Below are 20,339 nucleotides of genomic sequence, written 5' to 3'. Positions count from 1 at the left end.
AATGGAAGCTCCAAATAATTTAATTTTACCCGCACTGATCCTCATTCCGTTCATTGCAGGTTTTATCTGTTGGTTGGTCGATAAACTCGACCAACATCTACCGCGCTACATTGCTTTAGCCGGTATGTTATTAACTTTGGTTTTAACCATTGTTTTATGGCAAAACGGTAGCTACCAGTATGCGCTTGGTGGTGCTGCACCTTCTTGGGCTGCTGAGTTTAGATTGCCTTGGATTCAAACCCTCGGTATTAACATTCACTTAGCTGTGGATGGTTTATCGCTTCTCATGGTCGGCTTGACTGCACTACTTGGTGTATTGGCAGTGGGCTGTTCTTGGGGCGAGATTCAAAAGAATGTTGGTTTCTTCCACCTAAACCTTTTATGGTCTTTGGGTGGCGTAATCGGTGTCTTCCTTGCTATTGATTTGTTCTTGTTCTTCTTCTTCTGGGAGATGATGCTGGTTCCAATCTACTTCTTGATCGCACTTTGGGGTCACAAAGGGGCAGATGGCAAGTCACGCGTTTATGCAGCAACTAAGTTCTTTATCTATACCCAAGTTGCGGGTTTAATCATGCTCATTGGTATCCTTGGTCTTGTGATCGCAGGCTATACCATGACGGGTCAAATCGCATTTGACTATAACTACTTATTAAAAGTAGCCAATACCATTGATGCGCAAGTGCCAGGTCTGGCATATGCATTGATGATCTGTATGTTTATCGGTTTTGCGGTGAAACTTCCTGTGTTCCCATTACACGGTTGGTTACCCGATGCGCATGCGCAAGCACCGACAGCAGGTTCTGTCGATCTTGCTGGTATTTTGATTAAGACTGCAGCGTACGGTTTACTCCGTTTCGTGATTCCATTCTTCCCAGCGGCTTCTGCACAATTTGCAGACATCGCGATCATTCTCGGTTTAATCGGTATCTTCTACGGTGCTTGGTGTGCTTTCCAGCAAACCGATATGAAACGTTTATTGGCGTATACGTCAATTTCACATATGGGCTTTGTCTTACTTGCGATTTACGCAGGTAACATCTTAACCTTCCAAGGTTTGATGATTATGATGTTGGCACATGGCTTGTCGTCTGCTGCATTGTTCATTATGTGTGGTCAAGTGTATGAACGTCTTCATACGCGTGATTTACGTTTGATGGGTGGTATTCGTGGTCAATTCCCATACCTTGCATTCTTCTTGATGTTCTTCGTTGCAGCACTTGTGGGTATCCCGGGTCTAGGTAACTTTATTGGTGAATTCCTGATTTTAATGGGTTCATTCAACTCATTCCCTGTGTTCACCATTCTTGCGGCAATCAGCTTAGTCTTTGCGGGTCTTTACGGTTTAATCCTGATCCACAAAGCTTTGTTTGGTACACCAAATGAAGCGCAAAAAGAACACTATACAAATCCGTTGAAAGATCTAGGTGCACGTGAAGTGGTGTTATTACTGCTTTGTGCAATTGGTCTACTTTGGCTTGGTCTATATCCACAAAGCTTCCTTGATGTGTCTAATTCAAGCATGGCGTGGTTGGCAAATAGCTATATTCCAGTGTCTGAAGCAGTTGACGTTGCCGATCAAGTCGCGACTCAACTTGAAAATGTGGAGATCCAATAAGCCATGAACTTCACAATGTCTTTTTCTGAGCTTATGCCTTTAGTCCCTGTGATGATCGTGGCTTTAACTGCGATCGTTGTGATGTTGCTGATTGCCATTAAGCGTAACCATAACCTTGTTGCAACAACAACGGTTGTGGGGTTAAACCTTGCAGCGTTCTATATTGTATTTGTGGTGATTGCAGGGCAGTTTGCACCTGCAAATGTGATGAATTTATTCATCGTTGATCCATTTACCATGCTGTATCAGTTCGTGATTTTGGTGGCTGCGCTTGCGTGCAGCACCTTGTCACACGCGTATATCGAAAGTTATAAAGATAACCGCGAAGAACTGTACCTCTTGATGTTGGCATCTGTAACAGGTGCTTTACTGATGGTTGCAAGCACGCATTATGCATCGTTCTTCATTAGCCTTGAGTTGATGTCGATTCCTGTCTATGGCTTATTGGCGTATACACATCAGCGTTCTCAGTCGCTTGAGGCGGGTATTAAATACCTTGTGCTTTCAGCAACAGCATCTGCGATGTTGCTCATGGGTATGGCGTATGTATATGCATACACAGGTTCTTTAAGCTTCGCTGCTGAACCGGGTAAATTGTTCACTGCATTCAGCCAACCCGCTGTAGTGATTGGTCTTGCGTTAATTGTATTTGCTGTGGCATTTAAATTATCGCTTGCACCATTCCACAAATGGACACCGGATGTTTATGCAGGTGCGCCAGCGCCAATCGCGACGTTCCTTGCGACTGTCGCGAAAATTGCCATGATTGGTCTGTTCCTTCGTTATGTGTTGTCTTCAGGTTTAATCCTTGCAGACAGCTTCGTCACGATTATTACAGTGATTGCGGTACTTTCAATTCTTGCAGGTAACTTACTTGCAGTGAAACAAGTGAATTTGAAACGTATTCTTGCGTATTCATCAATTGCTCACTTCGGTTATGTATTGGTTGCGATCGTATCTGCGCGTAATACTGACTTTTTACAAGTTCAAGGTTTTGTAACTTTCGAATCTGTAAACGTGTATGTGATTACTTATGCATTAACGACCATTGGTGCATTCGGTGTTGTGACACTGATGTCGAGTCCGTATAACAATACAGATGAAGCGGGAAGCCTTGCTGAATACCGTGGTCTATTCTGGCGCCGTCCAGTATTGACTGCTGTACTGACCGTCATGATGTTATCGCTAGCAGGTATTCCATTGACTGCGGGCTTCATCGGTAAGTTCCTTGTGATCAAAACTGCCGTTGCAGGTGAATCTTGGTTCCTTGCTGCGATGGTAATTCTTGGTTCGGGTATTGGCTTGTACTACTACTTACGTGTGATGGTTGTGTTGTATATGACACCGCCTGAAACACCACGTCTTGACGCTGTGAATCATTGGGGTCAAAAAGTGGGTGGTATCATGGTATTACTTGCTGCGCTTGCCGTACTCGTGATTGGTGTGTATCCAGATCCAATTATTGCAATCTCTAAATTTGCATTCTTTGCGATCTCACCTGAGCTTCAACAGTTCATTTACACTTTGGTTCAAAGTGGGATTAACTAATTAATCGAAAGATTAAAGCGTTATTACAAAAAAGCCTCCATCATTGGGGGCTTTTTTATTTATACAAAAGTCAAAATGCCCTTATAATAGTCGAAGTTTAATTTAACCTTTTAGGTGTTCTCCCGTGGCTATCCATGAAATTCGTCATCCGCTCATTCGACATAAACTCGGTTTACTTCGTCGTGCAGACATCAGCACTAAAAACTTCCGTGAGCTTGCTCAAGAAGTAACAATGCTTCTTACTTATGAAGCAACGAAAGATTTACCTATGGTTGAACATGAAATTGACGGTTGGAATGGCGCAGTCAACGTAGACCGCATTGCAGGTAAAAAAATCACAGTTGTGCCTATTTTACGTGCCGGCATTGGTATGCTGGATGGTTTCTTAAACCTGATTCCAAGTGCAAAAGTATCTGTTCTTGGTCTAGAACGTGACGAAGAAACTTTAGAAGCACGTACTTACTACAAAAAATTAGTACCTGATGTGCAAAACCGTCTTGCAATGATTATTGATCCAATGCTTGCAACAGGTTCATCTTTGGTTGCTGCAATTGATGTATTAAAAGCAAGTGGCTGTAAAGATATCCGTGTCATGGTTTTGGTTGCAGCACCTGAAGGCATTAAACGCGTTGAAGAAAAACATCCTGATGTCATCATCTTTACTGCATCAATTGACAATGGCTTGAACGAAAATGGTTACATCGTTCCTGGTCTTGGCGATGCAGGCGATAAAATCTTTGGTTCAGTTCAAAAAGATTAATCACTGAAGATCAATTAAAAGAGGCTTCATGCCTCTTTTTTTATATAATATTCTTAAAGCAGTTTTAGAATAGGGCAGCAGCATGAAAGAGAAAGACGAATTACATCAGGGCAAAGTGAAACAATATGACCCTGCAAAAGGTTTTGGTTTTATTGGCACAATCGAGGGAGATGTATTCTTCCACATCTCAGATTTCCCTGCCGATTCAGGCGAGCCAAAACGCAATGAACGGGTGAAATTTGCTGTAGTTGAAAATGGCGATAAATTTAAAGCCGTTCGCATCCAGCGTGTTGAAGATACTTCAGCTAAAGCGAAAAAATCGAAAATTTCGAGCCACAATAAGTCAATTACATCGGCATTATTGAATAACTTACGTGGTTAAAAAACTGGGCAGACTTTTGTCTTGAAAAACCTAATGTCGTGATTTAAAAAGAGACTTTTGAGTCTCTTTTTTATTAGAATAACAATAGATTAAAAAATAATGAGATTGATCATGTTCCAAGAGGGGAAAGTGAAAACCTATCACGCAGATCGTGGTTTTGGTTTTATTCAAATTGAAGGTGAAAAAAAGGATTTATTTTTTCATATTAAGGATTTTCCGAATAAAAATATCCCGCCTGAAGTTGGTGAGGCACTTAAATTTAGAATTGTTGAAGAGAATGGGAAACTTAAAGCAGATCACATTGTCCGCCTCGATATTCAATATCAACAAGCAAACTCAAATGTCATCGGTCAGTATGATGATTTACCGGTACAGGCGTCTTCACGTTATGGCACAACCAAAACTTCCATGACATCTAAAATCATCACGATTGTTGGCTTAATTGTTATCGTGATTTTATTGGGATTGATCTATAACAAATACCAAACCTATAAAGCACAAAAGCAACAACAAGTAGAGCAACTGATGTCACAACAACAAAAAATTGTGGCAGAGCAACGTGCAGCAGTTGGTGAGCTTAAAAATGTGGGTTTATCTGAGCAAGGCAAAAAGAATTTAGAAAAATCGACAAATGCGCCAATCACAGCAGCATCGCCAACATCGACGTCGGTTTCTTCACCCTATCGATGTGATGGAAGACAACATTGCTCACAAATGAATTCACGCGCTGAGGCAGAATGGTTTGTACGTAACTGTTCAGATAATAAGATGGATGGTGATCGAGATGGTATTCCATGTGAAAATGATTCACGTTGGTAATTTATAAAAAATCCAATAAAAAAGCGCCATCTAGGCGCTTTTTTATGATCAAGACTTATTTCGCATCACAGAATTTCATAAATGCTTTAAGTCCAGGACCTTGGTACTTCTGACGATGTACCAACATAAACAGTGGGCGTGCCAATTGCCAGAATGGCGTTTCTAAAATGACCAATTGTCCTTTTTCCAATAAAGGCTCAATTGCAAGTTTAGAAATACATGACATCCCAATACCGCCTGCCACAATTTTTAAAATCGCTTCGTTATGACCGAGGGTCAAACGAATATTGGCATCTGGTACATCTTTTAAAATCGCGTTATCGAACACTTCACGTGTGCCTGAACCTTCTTCACGTAAAATCCATTCGACAGATTTAAAGTCTTCAGGAGTTAAAGCACGATCGAGTTGAGCGAGGGGATGATTTGGCGAACAGCAGACTGCCAGTTCATCATCACGCCAATGAATGCATTGCAATTGTGGAAGATGGCAAGAACCTTCGATTAAAGCCAAATCCAATTGGAATTGATTCACCGCTTCAATCATTTGGCGAGTATTACCAACTTGAAGCTGTAAATGTGCTTGTGGCTGAACTTGTAAAAAATCCGCCATGAGATCAGGCATTAAGTAATCTGAAATCGTTAGGGTCGCGCCCAAACGTAAGTCGATACTTTGAAGCTCACCTTTAGCCGCTTGTTCAAATGACTCACAACGTCCTAAAATTTCAAGGGCTTGTGGTAATAAGAAACGACCGAGGTCATTGAGTTGTAGACGTTTACCTAAACGGTCAAAAAGTGGAGCACCTAAACCGTCTTCAAGGTCCGCCAAAGCCATACTCGCAGCACTTTGAGTGAGTTTTACTGCATCGCTTGCCTTCGTTACGGTACCTTCTTGAGCCACTGCTACAAAAACAGCCAACTGGCGTAAAGTCATGCGCATGAATATAGCCTTAACATTTAAAAAATATTAATAAAATATGCCATCATGCTACCATGAGCGGAGTCTTTCATGCCACGTTGAAATCATGTCAATTGAGAAATTTAGTCTAGAAAAAGTTTTATCTGTACATCGTTGGACCAATAATCTGTTTAGTTTCACCATGACGCGCCCTGCACATTTTAAATTTACGGCAGGTCAATTTGCCCGTATTGGTTTAAAAGTGGGAGATGAATTGGTGGTTCGGGCATATTCTGTGGTGTCATCGCCATTTGATGAAACATTAGAATTTTTCTCCATTGTCGTGCCAGAGGGTGCATTTACCTCGAATTTACAGCATCTTAAAGTTGGTGATGAACTGTACTTAGAAAAAATCCCCTATGGTTATTTAACACTTGCCCGTTATCAGTTGCCATTGCCGAAAGATTTATGGTTATTGGGCACAGGAACAGGTCTTGCTCCATTCTTGTCCATGCTGCAAGATTTTGAAACGTGGCAGAACTACCAAAATATTCATTTGGTCTATAGCGTCCGTACCACTGCTGAGTTGGCCTATCTTGAGCGTATTCAAGAGATTGCAGAGACTTTTGGCGAAGGGCATAAGGGATTTAAATTTATCCCGATTATTACCCGTGATCCAAATGCTGCCTTACATGATCGATTGCCCGTATTGATCGAAAATGGTGAACTTGAAAAAGCTGCAGGTCTGCAATTTAACGCCGAAACCACGCATATTATGCTGTGTGGTAATCCTCAAATGGTTGAGGACACCAAAGAAGCCTTAAAAGCCCGAGGACTCAGCATGAACCGCCGTGGTGAAGGAAATATTGCAGTTGAAAATTATTGGTAACAGTAAGAGCGCGTATTAACTCGGTTTAATACGCTTTTATTTTGCACAATAAAGCGCATGCAAAGTTTGTATAAGCTTTAATACTTTTTCATCAACGCATCGATAATAAATATATTTGCCAATGCGTTCGGTACCGACCAAGTTGGCATTTCTTAAAATGGTCAATTGTTGCGATAAAGTTGGTTGATGAATCTGTGTACGTTCTTCAATTTCTTGTACATTGAATGCATGTTCCATTAATACACATAGAATTTTTAATCGGTCAGGATTAGCCAGAACTTTCAGTTGACTACTGACCGCATCGACTTGATCAAAGTTCATCTTTAGTGGCATATATCATAATCCAATACGAGAAGTGAAAAAAAACAAGATAATATTATATAATAATATATAATATATTTAAATAGAGTATTGAGTAATGCTATGCATGAATATGGGTGGTCATTGTTTGGTGGAATGTTACTTGGGCTTTCAGCTGTCGGGTATCTGTATATTTTTGGGCGTATAGCGGGCATCAGTGGTTTGATTGCACAATTTTTAAATCCCAAACAAATATTTCAAACCCCAGCAATCAGCTTTTTAGCGGGTCTTTTTACTATTCCGTTTGTGTATCAAGTTTTTATCCAACCCGACATTGTACTGACAGCGAGTCCATGGTGGATGGTCATTGCTGGTCTATTAGTGGGGTTTGGCACACGCTTAGGTTCAGGTTGTACCAGTGGACATGGGATTTGTGGCATAAGCCGTTTATCTGTGCGCTCTATGGTTGCCACATTCAGTTTTATGTTGGCGGGATTTATCACAGTTTATATTTTGCGTCACCTGATGGGAGTTGCCTAAAATGAAACATGTCTTATCCTTCGCATTAGGTGGCTTATTTGCTTTAGGACTGATGATTTCAGGCATGGCAAACCCTGTCAAGGTATTATCTTTTCTTGATCTATTCGGTGAATGGGATCCGAGTCTGGCATTTGTGATGATGGGTGCGATAGCAGTGGCTTTTGTTCCTTTTCAAAAAGCGGTTCAATCCAATACAGCGCAAACAGTTTATAAAACGTCCATACAATTGCCGAGTAATCAGCAGATTGATCACAAATTAATTATGGGAAGTCTGTTATTTGGTATTGGATGGGGCATTGCCGGCATTTGTCCTGCACCTGCGCTCACATTGATTGGTTTGGGACATTATGAAGCGTTGTATTTTTTGATTGCGATGTTTATCGGCATGTTGCTGCATCAACGCTGGATGGGAGAAAAATAAATGACTGTGCAAGCATCAGTAAAAGCATTCTTTGATGAGGTCAGTCATACCTTTAGTTATGTCGTGACCGATCCTGAAACGCAAGTCTGCGCAATTATTGATAGTGTTTTGGATTATGACGCTGCTTCAGCACGTACGATGACAACCCATGCCGATCAAATTATTGAATTTATTGAGCAGCATCAGTTACAAGTCGCGTGGATTCTTGAAACGCATGTGCATGCAGATCATTTGACTGCAGCACAATATTTAAAACAGCGACTCGGTGGCAAAATTGCGATGAGCCACAAAATTACGCGCGTTCAGGAAATCTTTGGTCAGATTTATCATGTGGATTATAAAGGCTTTAATTGTGCGCAGCCTTTTGATTATTTATTTGCGGATGAAGAAGAATTTAACATTGGACAATTGCAAGCACGTAATATTCCCACACCCGGCCACACACCAGCATGCTTAAGCTACCTTATCGGGGATGCTGTCTTTGTCGGAGACACTTTGTTTATGCCAGATTACGGCACAGCGCGTTGTGATTTTCCACAGGGGAGTGCCAGTGAGCTGTATGATTCTGTGCAAAAAATTTATGCACTTCCAGAGCACTATCGCATCTTTTTATGCCATGATTATTTACCTGAGTGTCGTCAAACGTATCAGTGTGAAACGCAAGTCAAAACCCAGAAAGCGCATAATATTCATTTGAATAAACACACAGACAAGCTTGAATTTATAGAGATGCGCAGTCAACGCGATGCCACACTCAGTATGCCAAAATTAATGTTGCCGGCGATACAAGTGAATATGCATGCAGGTCATTTTCCTGAACCTGAGGCCAATGGGGTTCGTTACCTGAAAATTCCGCTGAATTATTTTAAATAATGTAGTCACAAAAAAAGAGGAGATGACATCCTCTTTTCATATGAAATTCAGATTTTAATTAATGCACAAGCATATCTAAAGATTCACGGATTTCTTGCAGCGCAGTTTCTACATCTGAGCTAAGCCAAGTTGGTTCAAAGAAACCTGAATAAAATTCAATACGATCCACAGGTACAACCAAACGTACCGGACATTCTTCTTCAAGCAAGCGCCATGGAATAATCGGTACTTCGTTATCAAGCCAAGCTGAAACATTGCGCACATCGATCACCATTGCATTGACGCAATCTGGAAAAGGCATCACTGACATTTCTTCTGTGCGACGACGGAAAAATTCTAGATCTTGCCAACGCAGTACAAAACTTGGTTTGCTAAATTCAATAATTCCAATCAGATGCTGATCACGAGTGTAATGTAAAGCACATTGATAAGTGACGTCGGTGTCTAAATCAAGCGATACACTTTTTTGACTATACGCCATAAAGCTCAGTTGCATAAAAAATGAGGTGGATAATTATAGCGCATTTCGCTTGGATTAGGCAGGGATTGAGGTCGGGTGAAATGTAGCAAGCTTTTACAGATATTAACTACGTTTATGGTTCATTGAATAGATCAAAAGCAGAGACAGAAGACTAGATCAATATTTACACGTATTCACCATGTCACCATGTTTTGTCACAGAGTCTGTTTTTTAGCGTTGCTATGATAATGATCTATATATTTATAAAAAAAGTGAGGAAGGTCATGGTCGACGACTTGAATAAAACATCACCTTCGCATCGTCCAGATGGGGTGCCGAATAGAAAACGAATACCAGTCTATATTCTGATTGTGGTTGGGATATTTTTATTGGCAGTTTTACTTTATATGTTTGCAGATATGAAGCCTAGCCGAAGCGATGCGCCTCCAGGGCATCCAAATCCCGATGCTCAACCGGCAACCATGAACAGTACTACAACGGGTGCACCAGGCGATGAAAAACGAGCATCTCAATAAATTAAATACTCATACAAGCTCTGGTTGGTAACTGGGGCTTTTTACAGTTGAGCTAGCTACTTTGATTTGCTCGATCTAAAAAAGGACAGCTGTATTTCACGTTTTATAAGACTAAATTTCGTATAACAACCACTTATTCAATCAATACAAACAATAGTTTGCTGATAAATAAAAAACAAATGAGGACAACCTATGAATGATTATATCCAAGGATCGCGTGGCGGTTTTAATGCCATGTATTATTGGGATCAGTTTCATCCCATTATCAGTGCAGTTGTCATTTTATTAGTGGGTTGGGTGATTGCCTTACTGGTTGCTGCAGGCATTAAAAAAGTGCTGCAGAAATTGGGCACCAATCGACATTTAAGTACGGCGACAGGGCATCGTTCCAACATTGAAAATATTGTCGCCCGAATTGTGTTTTGGCTCATTTTAATTATTGCCGTCATTGGTGCGTTGAATGTACTGAATCTGACCAGTATTAGTGGTCCATTTAGCAATATGATTCAACAGTTCTTACTGTTTATTCCACAACTTTTAGCCGCTGTTGCGATTGCCTTTATAGGTTGGATCGTTGCCAATTTGGTGAAAGTCGGCTTACAAAAACTGCTCAATCGTACTCAAATTGATGAAAAATTAAGTGCTGAAGTCGGTGTTAGTCCAGTCAGTGAAAATATCAGTGAAATTGTGTATTGGTTAATTCTATTACTATTCCTACCGATTGTACTGTCTATTTTGGGTTTAAACGGACTGCTATATCCAATCCAAAATATGGTCAATGACGTCGTCGGCTACTTACCGAATATCTTCATTGCGGGTGTAATTGTTTTTGTGGGTTACATTCTTGCAAAAATTATTCGCGGTATTGTGGAAGGGCTCATTCGTAGTTTAAATCTACAACAGCAAGCTGAGAAAGTCGGCATCTTCAAGAACTCAAACGTGGCGCAAGTCATCGGTTCATTTATTTTTGCTGTCATTATCATTACTTCATTAATCATTGCATTTGAAGCGCTTGGTATTGAAGCGATTTCACAACCTGCAACAGCAATGTTGTACCAAGTGATGAATGCGATTCCACAAATTATTGCTGCGGCTTTAATTCTGATTATTGCGTATATCGTGTCTAAATTGATTGCCAATTTAGTGACCGATGTCGTTGCTGGTACGGGTGTTGATGATATTCCAGCGAAACTGGATATTCAGCGTTTCTTTGGTGAAACCAAAGTTTCAAAAGTAATTGGTTGCTTAATTATTCTATTCACGATGTTGTTTGCTGTATCTGAAGCTGCAAACCGCCTTGGTTTCGACCAAGTGAGTGAATTAATTGCAATGTTCATCTACTTTGGTGCCAATATCCTGCTGGGTGCTGTCATTCTTGTGATTGGATTCTGGCTTGCCAATATTGTGGCAAACATTGTGCAACGTGGGGAATATAACAGTTCACGCTGGTTAGCCAACTTAGTTCGTGTTTTAATCATGGGCTTAGTGGTTGCGATGGGTTTACGTGCCATGGGCATTGCAGACTCTATTGTGAACCTTGCTTTCGGTCTGACACTAGGTTCTGTGGCAGTGGCATTTGCCTTGGCATTTGGTTTAGGTGGTCGTCAACCTGCGGAACGTCTTCTGACTGACCTGATTGATAAAGCCAAGAAAGAAGCAAATGAGCCGAATCCAGCGCAAACCAAAGCACCCGAAGCATTTTCGACTGTCGCTAAGCCTTTATCCAATACTGCGGATATTCCGGCAAAAGAACGAGATGCAACACCGAATGCAGTCAATGTAGATCCGAATGAATCTAAAGCGAATAATCCATTTGGTTCAACTGGCGAAGTTGAGCCGAAAGTTGATATTAATCCAACAGATCCATCATTAAAGGATGACCCGAAATAACCTGTTTTTCATGCTTAAAATCGACCACGCTTATGTGGTCGATTTTAATTTGAATCTACATTTTAATCATTGCAGGAGAGATTTGATGTCTTCTAAAAAGCCCAACACACTGTTAGCACCTTTAGCCATTGCAGGGATTACCATTGGATTTTTAGGTGCTGCCTATAAATTTATTTTTGTTGATTCAAAGCGGCATAGCCATATGTCTAAGGAGAAAACTCAGGATCAAACACCTCAAGATCCGCCATCGAAATTTGACGAGTCGACAGAGTAATGATTCCTTCTTGATTCTTAGCGTATTTTTTGAATATATTTATCTTTCAGTTTTAGAAAATTGAAAACCAATAACATTCAATAAAAAGGAGTTTAGAAGATGGAGTTTTCTAAATTATTCAATATGCTTCGGCATAGGGTCGCGAATACACAGCAAGATCAATGTCCGACTCATATTCAACACGCACTGATTAAAATGAATATGACGATTGATCGTTTAAATCAAACGACCAATCTCAGCTTATTTAAAACAGATTATTTAGATTAAACCTGAAAACCCATTACACATATTCTGATGCGGCATGTGCTGATGACCATGCCCATTGGAAGTTAAATCCACCCAAATGCCCAGATACATCTAAAATTTCACCAATAAAGAATAAGCCTTTTTGCTTTTTACTTTCCATGGTTTTAGATGACACTTCAGTGGTGTCGACACCGCCTAAGGTGACTTCTGCGGTTCGGTAACCTTCAGTTCCCGACGGTTTGACTTCAAACTGATGAATACGCTTGGCAATATGTTCAAGTTTTTCATCGCTTAAATTACCAATTGCAGTTTCAGCCATGTCTGCCCAGATTAATGCTTGTAGCTCAAGCACGACACTCTTTGGAAAATATTCAGTCAATAAAGTTCTTAATAGGACTTTCGGTTGGCTTTGTTTTTTGGCTTTAAATAATTCGTTTAAATCAACACTTGGTAAGAAATCGATACTAAAACTTTGACCGACATTCCAGTAGTTCGACAGTTGTAATGAACTTGGACCGCTCAGACCGCGGTGGGTAAACAATAATGCTTCGGTAAAGCTGTTGAGATCATTAGAAAGCGTTGCTTCAACGGCATTCCCGCTTAAGCGCGTTGTTACTTCTTTAAAACCATCTGAGAATGTGAAGGGCACTAAGCCTGCACGAGTCGGATAAACATGATGTCCAAACTGTTTGGCAATCTCGTAACCAATGGCAGAACCGCCTAAGGTTGGAATAGACAAACCACCCGATGCCACCACCACAGATTCCACTTCAAAATAACCCAATGACGTTGCGACTTGAAAACCTTGCCCATCTACAGCATTCACGGCTTTGACATCACAATTGGTTTTTATGTCGACCAAGCCCGTTTTATCGCATTCTGAAAGGAGCATCGACAAAATTTCTTTTGCACCATTTAAGGTAAATAATTGTCCATGTTTGCGTTCTTCGTACTCAATGCCATATTCGCAGACCAGACCAATGAAGTCCCAATTGGTATAGCGCGTCAATGCTGAAATCACAAAATGCGGATTATGCGAGATGAAATTTTCAGGCTCAACATAGAGATTGGTAAAGTTACATTTACCGCCACCCGACATCAGAATTTTTTTACCGACTTTATTGGCTTTTTCCACCACAACAACACGACGACCGCGCTGCGCTGCCATATAAGCGGTCATTAAACCTGATGCACCGGCACCAATGACTAAAACATCGTATTGCTTGGAAGACATGAAACGCTCAAAGGAGAATAAAAGAGGGCATTATAGACAATTTTTAAGGCACTTGATGCAAAAATTGAAATGGCAAGATGCTTGTACAAGGACGTACAGATTCGGATGAAATTGATTGTGTGATGGCACTGCCTCAGGCATATTAAAAAATAGTCATGAATGAAAAAAGACAACAACAGGAGACGGGTATGCAAGATACCGCAAATTTAAAACAACATAATTTAATTACTTATATTTTGTATTTGCTTGGTTTTGTATTTGGTGGCTTGACCAATATTATTGCCATTATTATGAACTATTTAAAACGCGATGAATGTCGGGGAACTTGGCTTGAAAGCCATATTGAATGGCAAATTAAAACCTTTTGGGTCACCTTAATCGGCTATATCGTGGGCTTCGTGTTGAGCTTTGTTTTAATTGGTATTCCGATTCTTATTGTGGTGTTGGTCTGGCATATTTACCGTATTGTCAAAGGACTTATGGCACTCAATGACAACAAAGCCATTACTTAATGCGTGACACACAAGGGCAGGTTAAAACGATTGCCCTTGTAAGCCCCCAGAATGAATGACTAAAATTTTACGCGCTTGCAAGCGACCTTTTTGAATCAGATCCGTTAAGCCCATCAGCATTTTTCCCGTATAGATTTGCTCTAGGGGAATGTGATATTTAGCTTCAAACGCTGTAATAAATTGCATAAGTTCAGGCGTGGTTTTGGCATAACCGCCGCAGCAATAATCATCCACAATGGTCCAATTCGTTTTAGTGGTCAGTTTGGCAACATCATCATTTAAAAATAAGCCTTTTAAAGCCGAAAAACCCAAAATCTGTTGATGGGGCTGACTTGCTTCAATTAACCCCGTGATTGTGCCGCCTGTACCCACTGCACAGCAAATCAGATCAAACACAGCATCGCTTGGTTTTAAAATTTCTTTGCAACCTTGAATGGCAAACTGATTTGTACCGCCTTCAGGAATAAAATAAGCCTGAGGAAACTGTTGTTCCAATTCAGCTACAAAATCAGGCTGTTGCTTACGTCGATATTCTTCACGACTCACAAAATGCAACTGCATACCCAAATCTTTAGCGGTTTTTAAGGTGTGATTCAGCGCTTTGGACTTTAATTCTTCCCCACGAATAATCCCAATACTGTCAAAGCCGAATTGCTGTGCTGCAAACGCCGTCGCTGCAATATGATTAGAATATGCGCCACCAAAAGTCAGGACTTGTTTTAAGCCTAATTGTTGTGCGTTGAGAAAGTTATATTTGAGTTTATAAAACTTATTGCCCGAAATCTGTGGATGTACCAAATCCAACCGTCGAATGCTTAAGGTGGTATCAGCAATACAAATGTCTTGGTCAGGTATCTGGTGAGCAAAAGGGTCGAACATAAAATGAGGGAAATTGATGTGGTTGGGATAATCACGAGAATATCACACGATCTTGATCAAATGATTTGCGACAATATTTTTGCTGTTATTTTGGTCAGTTTTGCTATGCTGATAGGAAGGGAATGATCAGGAAGAATAAAATGAAAATCCGATCCTTAATTTTTATAAGTATGTTTGCTGTGTCGTTCACAGCATGCGATCCAATAGACAACCGCAATACGCCACAAACGCGTAGCATGATTATAGGCGGTGTGCCTGTACATGACCGTGATTATCAATTATTAGCAGATCAAGTTGCTATTCAAAAGCAACCTGTAATGCCGTTACCAGCAGATCCTTTAAAGTAAAAAAATCAAGCGATCAGTAATACAGAAGGTGCATTCGTGATGATAGGATGCGCCTTTTTTTGTTCTGAAATATCAGGTTTTGCATAAAAATCATACTTTTTAATATTGTTAGTAAATAATTTTACTGATATCGATTTTTGTAGAGAATAATTTGGTCAATTGATACTTTGTTGGCTAAATATAGGGAGATATTCAGAGCCTTAGCTTGTAAAATGCCTGCCAAATATCATGGTAGGTGGTCTTGTGGAATCATTTTGGATTTTAGGTTCAATCGCTTTTGCGCTGATGTTGGGTGCAATGAGTCCTGGACCAACATCAATTTATGTTGCTAAAAATTCAATTGCGATTTCACGTCAGCATGGTTTATTTACAGCGCTCGGTACAGGTACAGGTGCTGCGATTTTTGGATTGTTGGCTGTACTCGGTTTACAAGCCTTTTTGTTGGCTGTGCCGTCTGCGTATTTAGCGCTTAAAATTTGTGGTGGTTTATATTTACTTTGGATGGCATATAAAATTATTAAACATGCCAAAGAACCGCTTGCATCAGAAGAGATTGCTGGCAAACAAATGTCTTATCGCCGTGCATATACCACGGGTTTAATTACCCAATTGTCTAATCCTAAAATTGCGATTATTTTAGCCAGTATTTTTACAGCACTTTTACCTAAAGACATTCCGTTGTATTTCTATTTTGTTTTGCCATTACTTTGTTTTTGCATTGATGGCGGTTGGTGTTCGTTGGTTGCCGTGGCTTTGTCGGCAGAAAAACCACGAGCAGTTTATTTAAGATTTAAAAGTAATTTTGACCGTGCAGCAGGTGCGGTTATGACAGTGCTGGGTTTAAAACTCATTTTTGGGATGAAGTGATTTTCTAATTTCACTAGCCCTCATCCAAGCCTTCTCCCAGAGAGAGAAGGCTTAACATTATGCTTTTAGTCTTTAAAATGCACCGGCATCCAGTGATAGCTTGTTCCATCTTTAGAATAAATATGACCAAGCCCCGGGAATGGTAAATGCGGTGCTGCAATCAACTGTCCATCTTTGGCATATTCAGCAAAATGCTTTAAACGTGTTTGCACTGCAGTTTGTGGGTCGATATCAAACTCAATCGCTGTTTCAGGTTTATCAAACTGTAAGGTATGTGAATGCACGATGTCGCCAATAAAGACCACATCCTGACCATCCGCTTTAAGTTTAAAGCTGTAATGTCCCGGTGTATGTCCAAAGGATGGTTTAAATTCGATATCGCCAAAGCGCAATGACTTATCTGAAAAGACCTTAATCTGTTCGGCTTTTTCATAAGGGGCAAGTGCCGCTTTGATTTTTTCAACCGTCCCTAAAAAGCCTGCTTGTTTTTCTTTTGGTAATTTTTTAACGGTATTTGGATTCAGCCAATAGTCATATTCCGTTTTTGAAATATGCAGGGTGGCATTTGGATAATTCGCCACACTATTGTTTGAGATCCCGCAAACATGGTCAGGATGTAAGTGAGTCAGGAAAATGCTATTCACTTGTTCAGGCTGATATCCTGAAGCTTTGAGGTTGTTGTAGATTGAACCTAAGTGTGCGCCAAAGCAGCTTGCAGCACCGCTGTCGACCATGAGTAGTTGATTGCCTGTATTGATGAGAAAGGCATTGACTGAGGTTTGGATACCTTTGTCGTTTACTGCTGCGTATTTTTTAAGAATATCGGTTTTTTCACTGTCATTTAAGCCTTTAAACATGGATGGGTTTAAGTAGTTTGTACCATCGAGTAGGGCGGTGATTTGGATATTGCCGATTTGATGATGGTAGTAGCCAGCGACTTGTTTTTGCGTTGGGATGGTGGTGGGTTCAACTGCTTGGGTTGTCAGGGCTGTGGTGCTTAGGGCGAATGCTAGGAATAGGGGTTTTAAAGTTTTCATGGTATTGCCTATAAATTATAATTAAAATATATTTTCTCTTATAACAGCATAAGAGAATAACAATGAATGAAATTAATAAAAAAATTTTAGAAATATGGAAGGAAAATTTTAAAAATGAAAGTGGGAAACATCCTTGTCCTATTTTCTATAAAAAATTTACCCCAGAAGACAAAGATAAAATATTATTCATAGGTATGAATCCATCCTTTAAAGACGAGTACGTAAGAGGTGCAATTACTAATTCTAAGGTAAAAGTAGGATTTGAAGATATTTATAACTGGTCAGCCCACGATGATGAATATATCAATCAAATCAATTTATTGGATTCTTGGGCGTATCAAAAAAATGATAACGAAAAAACACAACATTCTTATTTCAATAAGTTTGAGCAATTACTCCCATTTGAAAATAATGATAAAAAATTGGCATGGAACCATATTGATTTATTTTTCTATAGAAAGACTAGCCAAAAAGATTTTAAACAAATGATTCTTGAGAAGGGTGGAAAGCTAAACTCTTTCGGAGAAGCTCAATTCAAATTATCCACAAGGTTAATTAAGGAATTACAACCTTGTTTAATTGTTGTGGTTAATGCATTTGCATCAGAATTAATAAAAGAACAAATAAATTTAGGTGATAGTGCCGATTGGGGAATTACCTTTGATGAAGACAAGGGATACGATTTACTAAGCTGGAATGAATGTTCAAAAGATGTACCTATATTTTTTAGTTCAATGCTAACAGGTCAACGAGCATTAGATAATCATTCTTTTAAAAGACTACAATGGCATGTAAAACAGGCTTTGAAAGATAAAAACATAATTTGATAATAATAAAAAAGCCCCTACAACGTAGAGGCTTTTTCTTATCTAAGACCTAAATCTTAAGACACTTTATCACCCGGTTTAGCACCAGTTTCAGGTGAAATTACCCAAACACCATCGCCATTACCGGCAGCTAAAACCATACCGTTAGAAATACCAAAACGCATCTTACGTGGAGCAAGGTTTGCCACCATCACCACCAATTTTCCTTTAAGGTCTTGAGGCTCATAGAACTCACGAATACCGCTAAATACGTTACGTGGCTCAGCTTCACCAACATTTAAAGTGAGTTGTAAAAGCTTATCAGAACCTTCAACGTGAGCCGCTTCAAGAACTTCAGCCACACGTAGGTCAACTTTCATAAAGTCTTCGATACCGATAATTTCAGCTTCACCGACTTTAGGTTCAGCTTTCTTCTCTTTGGCTTTCTCTTTTTTCTTTTCTACTTTTGGTGCTTCAGCAGGTGCAGCTAAAGAATCTTTAGATGCATCGACCATTGCAGCTACTGCTTTAGGATCAACACGTTGCATAAGCGGTTGGAACAATGCAATTTCATGACCGACTAAAATCATTTCACGAGAAGCGAAGTCGAAAGATTCCAATTGCAAGAAGTCTTGAACTTGTTTTGCCAGTGTTGGAAGTACAGGCGCAAGGTAAACTGCCAATTGACGGAATAAGTTAATACCAACAGAACATACGTCATGCACTTGTTGTTCTTCGCCTTCAATTTTCGCAAGTGCCCAAGGCTTTTTCTCATCAATATATTGGTTGGCTTTGTCCGCAAGCGCCATGATTTCACGAATGGCAGCAGAGAATTCACGTGACTCATATTGCGCAGCGATTGAAGCACCCGCATCAATGAAGCTTTGCACCAATTCAGGCTCTGCACACGTTGCAGACAATTTATTGTCAAATTTAGTGTTAATGAATTTCGCACAACGACTAGCGATGTTGACTACTTTACCGACAAGATCCGAGTTTACTTTCTGAACGAAATCATCAAGATTTAAGTCAGAATCTTCAACTTTGTCCGAAAGTTTAGATGCGAAGTAGTAACGTAGGTATTCAGGGTTTAAATGTTCAAGGTAAGTTTCTGCTTTAATGAACGTACCACGAGATTTTGACATCTTCTGACCATTAACAGTCAAGAAGCCGTTGACGAATAAACCTGTTGGGGTACGGTAGTTTGCACCTTCAAGCATTGCAGGCCAGAACAATGCATGGAAATACACGATGTCTTTACCAATGAAGTGATATACCTCATTTTTAGAATCTTTTTTCCAGTAATCGTCAAAGCTTAATTCTGGACGCTTGGTTTTAATATAGTTTTCAAAGCTCGACATGTAGCCAATTGGCGCATCGACCCAAACGTAGAAGTATTTGTTTGGCGCATCTGGAATTTCAAAACCAAAGTATGGCGCATCACGTGAAATGTCCCAATCGTTTAAGCCATTTTCAAACCATTCATCCAGTTTGTTGGCAATCGAAACAGGTAGGCGACCTTCGTCACGTGTCCATTTTTGCAGGTATTCACCAAAGTTAGGCAATTTAAAGAAGTAATGGTCTGATGATTTCTCAATCGGTGTTGCACCGCTTAATGTTGATTTTGGATTGAGTAATTCAGTTGCGTTATAGGTTGTACCACATACTTCACATGAGTCGCCGTATTGATCTTCCGCTTTACATTTTGGGCATGTGCCTTTAATGAAACGATCCGACAAGAACATGCTTTTTTCAGGGTCAAACAACTGCGTTACAGGACGAACAGCAATGTTGCCTGCTTCACGGTTTTTGATATAAATCTCAGATGAGCGGTTTTTATTTTCTTCGCTGTTGGTCGAGTCATAGTGGTCAAAGTGCACACCAAAACCATCAAAATCACGCATATGTTCTTTTTGCACATTGGCAATTTGCGCTTCAGGCGTAATACCATTTGCTTCAGCACGAAGCATAATCGCTGTACCGTGAGCATCATCCGCGCAGACATAAGTCACATCATGACCCATTGCACGCATCGCACGTACCCAAATATCAGCTTGGATATAACCAAGTAGGTGACCCATATGGATCGGGCCATTGGCGTATGGAAGGGCGTTGGTGACTAAGATATTACGCACGGATATGACTCTCTCATTCGTATATTATGCAAGGTGGATGATTTTACCTGAGATCAGCAAAACTTGCATAAGGC

General features: G+C 40.1%; 24 protein-coding genes. 17 read left to right on the top strand and 7 right to left on the bottom strand.

Annotated features, from left to right (window positions below; all coding sequences use genetic code 11):
• Window position 1 precedes the first annotated feature (1 nt).
• The 5 genes from nuoM (at window position 2) to GFH30_RS10065 (ending at window position 5,124) form a co-directional block, all read left to right on the top strand.
• The gene (gene nuoM / locus GFH30_RS10085; RefSeq protein ID WP_153372285.1) at window positions 2–1,615 is read left to right on the top strand and encodes an NADH-quinone oxidoreductase subunit M; all 1,614 of its coding nucleotides are present in this window, start codon (window positions 2–4) and stop codon (window positions 1,613–1,615) included.
• 3 nt (window positions 1,616–1,618) lie between these two features.
• Window positions 1,619–3,163 carry an NADH-quinone oxidoreductase subunit NuoN gene (nuoN, locus tag GFH30_RS10080; RefSeq protein ID WP_153372283.1) on the top strand — a complete coding sequence of 515 codons (1,545 nt, stop codon included), beginning with the start codon at window positions 1,619–1,621 and terminating at the stop codon, window positions 3,161–3,163.
• Window positions 3,164–3,287: 124 nt separating this feature from the next.
• On the top strand, window positions 3,288–3,923 hold the full coding sequence (upp, locus tag GFH30_RS10075) for a uracil phosphoribosyltransferase (RefSeq protein ID WP_153372281.1): 636 nt from the start codon (window positions 3,288–3,290) through the stop codon (window positions 3,921–3,923).
• Window positions 3,924–4,005: 82 nt separating this feature from the next.
• On the top strand, window positions 4,006–4,305 hold the full coding sequence (locus tag GFH30_RS10070; RefSeq protein WP_153372279.1) for a cold shock domain-containing protein: 300 nt from the start codon (window positions 4,006–4,008) through the stop codon (window positions 4,303–4,305).
• Between the two features lie 111 nt (window positions 4,306–4,416).
• Window positions 4,417–5,124 (top strand): cold shock domain-containing protein, encoded by a 708-nt coding sequence (locus GFH30_RS10065; protein ID WP_153372277.1) that lies wholly within the window; start codon window positions 4,417–4,419, stop codon window positions 5,122–5,124.
• 55 nt (window positions 5,125–5,179) lie between these two features.
• Here GFH30_RS10065 and gigC read toward each other — a convergent pair whose 3' ends face one another.
• Window positions 5,180–6,061, bottom strand: coding sequence for a LysR family transcriptional regulator GigC (gigC, locus tag GFH30_RS10060; RefSeq protein WP_153372275.1), 882 nt, complete (start codon window positions 6,059–6,061; stop codon window positions 5,180–5,182).
• An 85-nt stretch (window positions 6,062–6,146) separates the two neighbouring features.
• On the opposite strand from gigC, the gene GFH30_RS10055 reads away from it, so the two are divergent.
• Complete coding sequence (locus GFH30_RS10055; RefSeq protein ID WP_153372274.1) at window positions 6,147–6,908, top strand: ferredoxin--NADP reductase; 762 nt, start codon at window positions 6,147–6,149, stop codon at window positions 6,906–6,908.
• Window positions 6,909–6,944: 36 nt separating this feature from the next.
• Here GFH30_RS10055 and GFH30_RS10050 read toward each other — a convergent pair whose 3' ends face one another.
• Window positions 6,945–7,241 (bottom strand): ArsR/SmtB family transcription factor, encoded by a 297-nt coding sequence (locus GFH30_RS10050; RefSeq protein WP_153372272.1) that lies wholly within the window; start codon window positions 7,239–7,241, stop codon window positions 6,945–6,947.
• A gap of 90 nt (window positions 7,242–7,331) precedes the next feature.
• Between GFH30_RS10050 and GFH30_RS10045 the strand changes: the two genes are divergently transcribed.
• From GFH30_RS10045 to GFH30_RS10035, 3 genes are read left to right on the top strand one after another with little or no spacing between them, the layout of a single operon-like run.
• Window positions 7,332–7,748 carry a YeeE/YedE family protein gene (locus tag GFH30_RS10045; RefSeq protein ID WP_153372270.1) on the top strand — a complete coding sequence of 139 codons (417 nt, stop codon included), beginning with the start codon at window positions 7,332–7,334 and terminating at the stop codon, window positions 7,746–7,748.
• Window position 7,749: 1 nt separating this feature from the next.
• Entirely contained in the window at window positions 7,750–8,169 is a 420-nt protein-coding gene (locus GFH30_RS10040) for a DUF6691 family protein (RefSeq protein WP_153372268.1), read from the top strand.
• Window positions 8,170–9,042, top strand: coding sequence for an MBL fold metallo-hydrolase (locus tag GFH30_RS10035; protein WP_153372266.1), 873 nt, complete (start codon window positions 8,170–8,172; stop codon window positions 9,040–9,042).
• Between the two features lie 58 nt (window positions 9,043–9,100).
• Here the strand turns inward: GFH30_RS10035 and GFH30_RS10030 are convergent, their stop codons facing one another.
• Window positions 9,101–9,523: a hypothetical protein gene (locus GFH30_RS10030; protein ID WP_153372264.1), complete on the bottom strand. Its 423-nt coding sequence runs from the start codon at window positions 9,521–9,523 to the stop codon at window positions 9,101–9,103.
• A 263-nt stretch (window positions 9,524–9,786) separates the two neighbouring features.
• Between GFH30_RS10030 and GFH30_RS10025 the strand changes: the two genes are divergently transcribed.
• From GFH30_RS10025 to GFH30_RS10010, 4 genes are all read left to right on the top strand, one after another.
• Window positions 9,787–10,038, top strand: a complete 252-nt coding sequence (locus tag GFH30_RS10025) for a hypothetical protein (protein ID WP_153372263.1) — start codon at window positions 9,787–9,789, stop codon at window positions 10,036–10,038.
• A gap of 192 nt (window positions 10,039–10,230) precedes the next feature.
• On the top strand, window positions 10,231–11,928 hold the full coding sequence (locus GFH30_RS10020) for a mechanosensitive ion channel (RefSeq protein WP_153372260.1): 1,698 nt from the start codon (window positions 10,231–10,233) through the stop codon (window positions 11,926–11,928).
• A gap of 85 nt (window positions 11,929–12,013) precedes the next feature.
• Complete coding sequence (locus tag GFH30_RS10015; RefSeq protein ID WP_153372258.1) at window positions 12,014–12,202, top strand: hypothetical protein; 189 nt, start codon at window positions 12,014–12,016, stop codon at window positions 12,200–12,202.
• A 99-nt stretch (window positions 12,203–12,301) separates the two neighbouring features.
• Window positions 12,302–12,469: a hypothetical protein gene (locus GFH30_RS10010; protein ID WP_153372256.1), complete on the top strand. Its 168-nt coding sequence runs from the start codon at window positions 12,302–12,304 to the stop codon at window positions 12,467–12,469.
• Window positions 12,470–12,482: 13 nt separating this feature from the next.
• On the opposite strand, the gene GFH30_RS10005 is transcribed toward GFH30_RS10010, so the two are convergent.
• Window positions 12,483–13,682, bottom strand: coding sequence for a BaiN/RdsA family NAD(P)/FAD-dependent oxidoreductase (locus tag GFH30_RS10005; RefSeq protein WP_153372253.1), 1,200 nt, complete (start codon window positions 13,680–13,682; stop codon window positions 12,483–12,485).
• A 188-nt stretch (window positions 13,683–13,870) separates the two neighbouring features.
• Between GFH30_RS10005 and GFH30_RS10000 the strand changes: the two genes are divergently transcribed.
• Window positions 13,871–14,194, top strand: coding sequence for a DUF4870 family protein (locus tag GFH30_RS10000; RefSeq protein ID WP_153372251.1), 324 nt, complete (start codon window positions 13,871–13,873; stop codon window positions 14,192–14,194).
• Between the two features lie 21 nt (window positions 14,195–14,215).
• Here GFH30_RS10000 and GFH30_RS09995 read toward each other — a convergent pair whose 3' ends face one another.
• A complete protein-coding gene (locus GFH30_RS09995) occupies window positions 14,216–15,073 on the bottom strand; it encodes a 1-aminocyclopropane-1-carboxylate deaminase/D-cysteine desulfhydrase (protein ID WP_153372249.1) in 858 nt (285 codons plus the stop codon).
• 122 nt (window positions 15,074–15,195) lie between these two features.
• Here GFH30_RS09995 and GFH30_RS09990 point away from each other — a divergent pair, with 122 nt between their 5' ends.
• A complete protein-coding gene (locus GFH30_RS09990) occupies window positions 15,196–15,420 on the top strand; it encodes an NF038215 family lipoprotein (RefSeq protein ID WP_319923557.1) in 225 nt (74 codons plus the stop codon).
• A gap of 243 nt (window positions 15,421–15,663) precedes the next feature.
• A complete protein-coding gene (locus tag GFH30_RS09985; protein ID WP_153372245.1) occupies window positions 15,664–16,287 on the top strand; it encodes a LysE family translocator in 624 nt (207 codons plus the stop codon).
• A 65-nt stretch (window positions 16,288–16,352) separates the two neighbouring features.
• On the opposite strand, the gene GFH30_RS09980 is transcribed toward GFH30_RS09985, so the two are convergent.
• Window positions 16,353–17,324 (bottom strand): MBL fold metallo-hydrolase, encoded by a 972-nt coding sequence (locus tag GFH30_RS09980; RefSeq protein WP_153372243.1) that lies wholly within the window; start codon window positions 17,322–17,324, stop codon window positions 16,353–16,355.
• 62 nt (window positions 17,325–17,386) lie between these two features.
• Between GFH30_RS09980 and GFH30_RS09975 the strand changes: the two genes are divergently transcribed.
• Window positions 17,387–18,151 carry a hypothetical protein gene (locus tag GFH30_RS09975; RefSeq protein WP_153372241.1) on the top strand — a complete coding sequence of 255 codons (765 nt, stop codon included), beginning with the start codon at window positions 17,387–17,389 and terminating at the stop codon, window positions 18,149–18,151.
• A 56-nt stretch (window positions 18,152–18,207) separates the two neighbouring features.
• Here the strand turns inward: GFH30_RS09975 and metG are convergent, their stop codons facing one another.
• On the bottom strand, window positions 18,208–20,265 hold the full coding sequence (gene metG, locus GFH30_RS09970) for a methionine--tRNA ligase (RefSeq protein WP_153372239.1): 2,058 nt from the start codon (window positions 20,263–20,265) through the stop codon (window positions 18,208–18,210).
• Between the last annotated feature and the right edge of the window lie 74 nt (window positions 20,266–20,339).

The sequence above is a fragment of the Acinetobacter wanghuae genome, assembly GCF_009557235.1.
Lineage (GTDB): Bacteria > Pseudomonadota > Gammaproteobacteria > Pseudomonadales > Moraxellaceae > Acinetobacter > Acinetobacter wanghuae.
The sequence above is the reverse complement of the archived record's forward strand: the minus strand, read 5'-3'. Positions and strand labels throughout refer to the sequence as shown.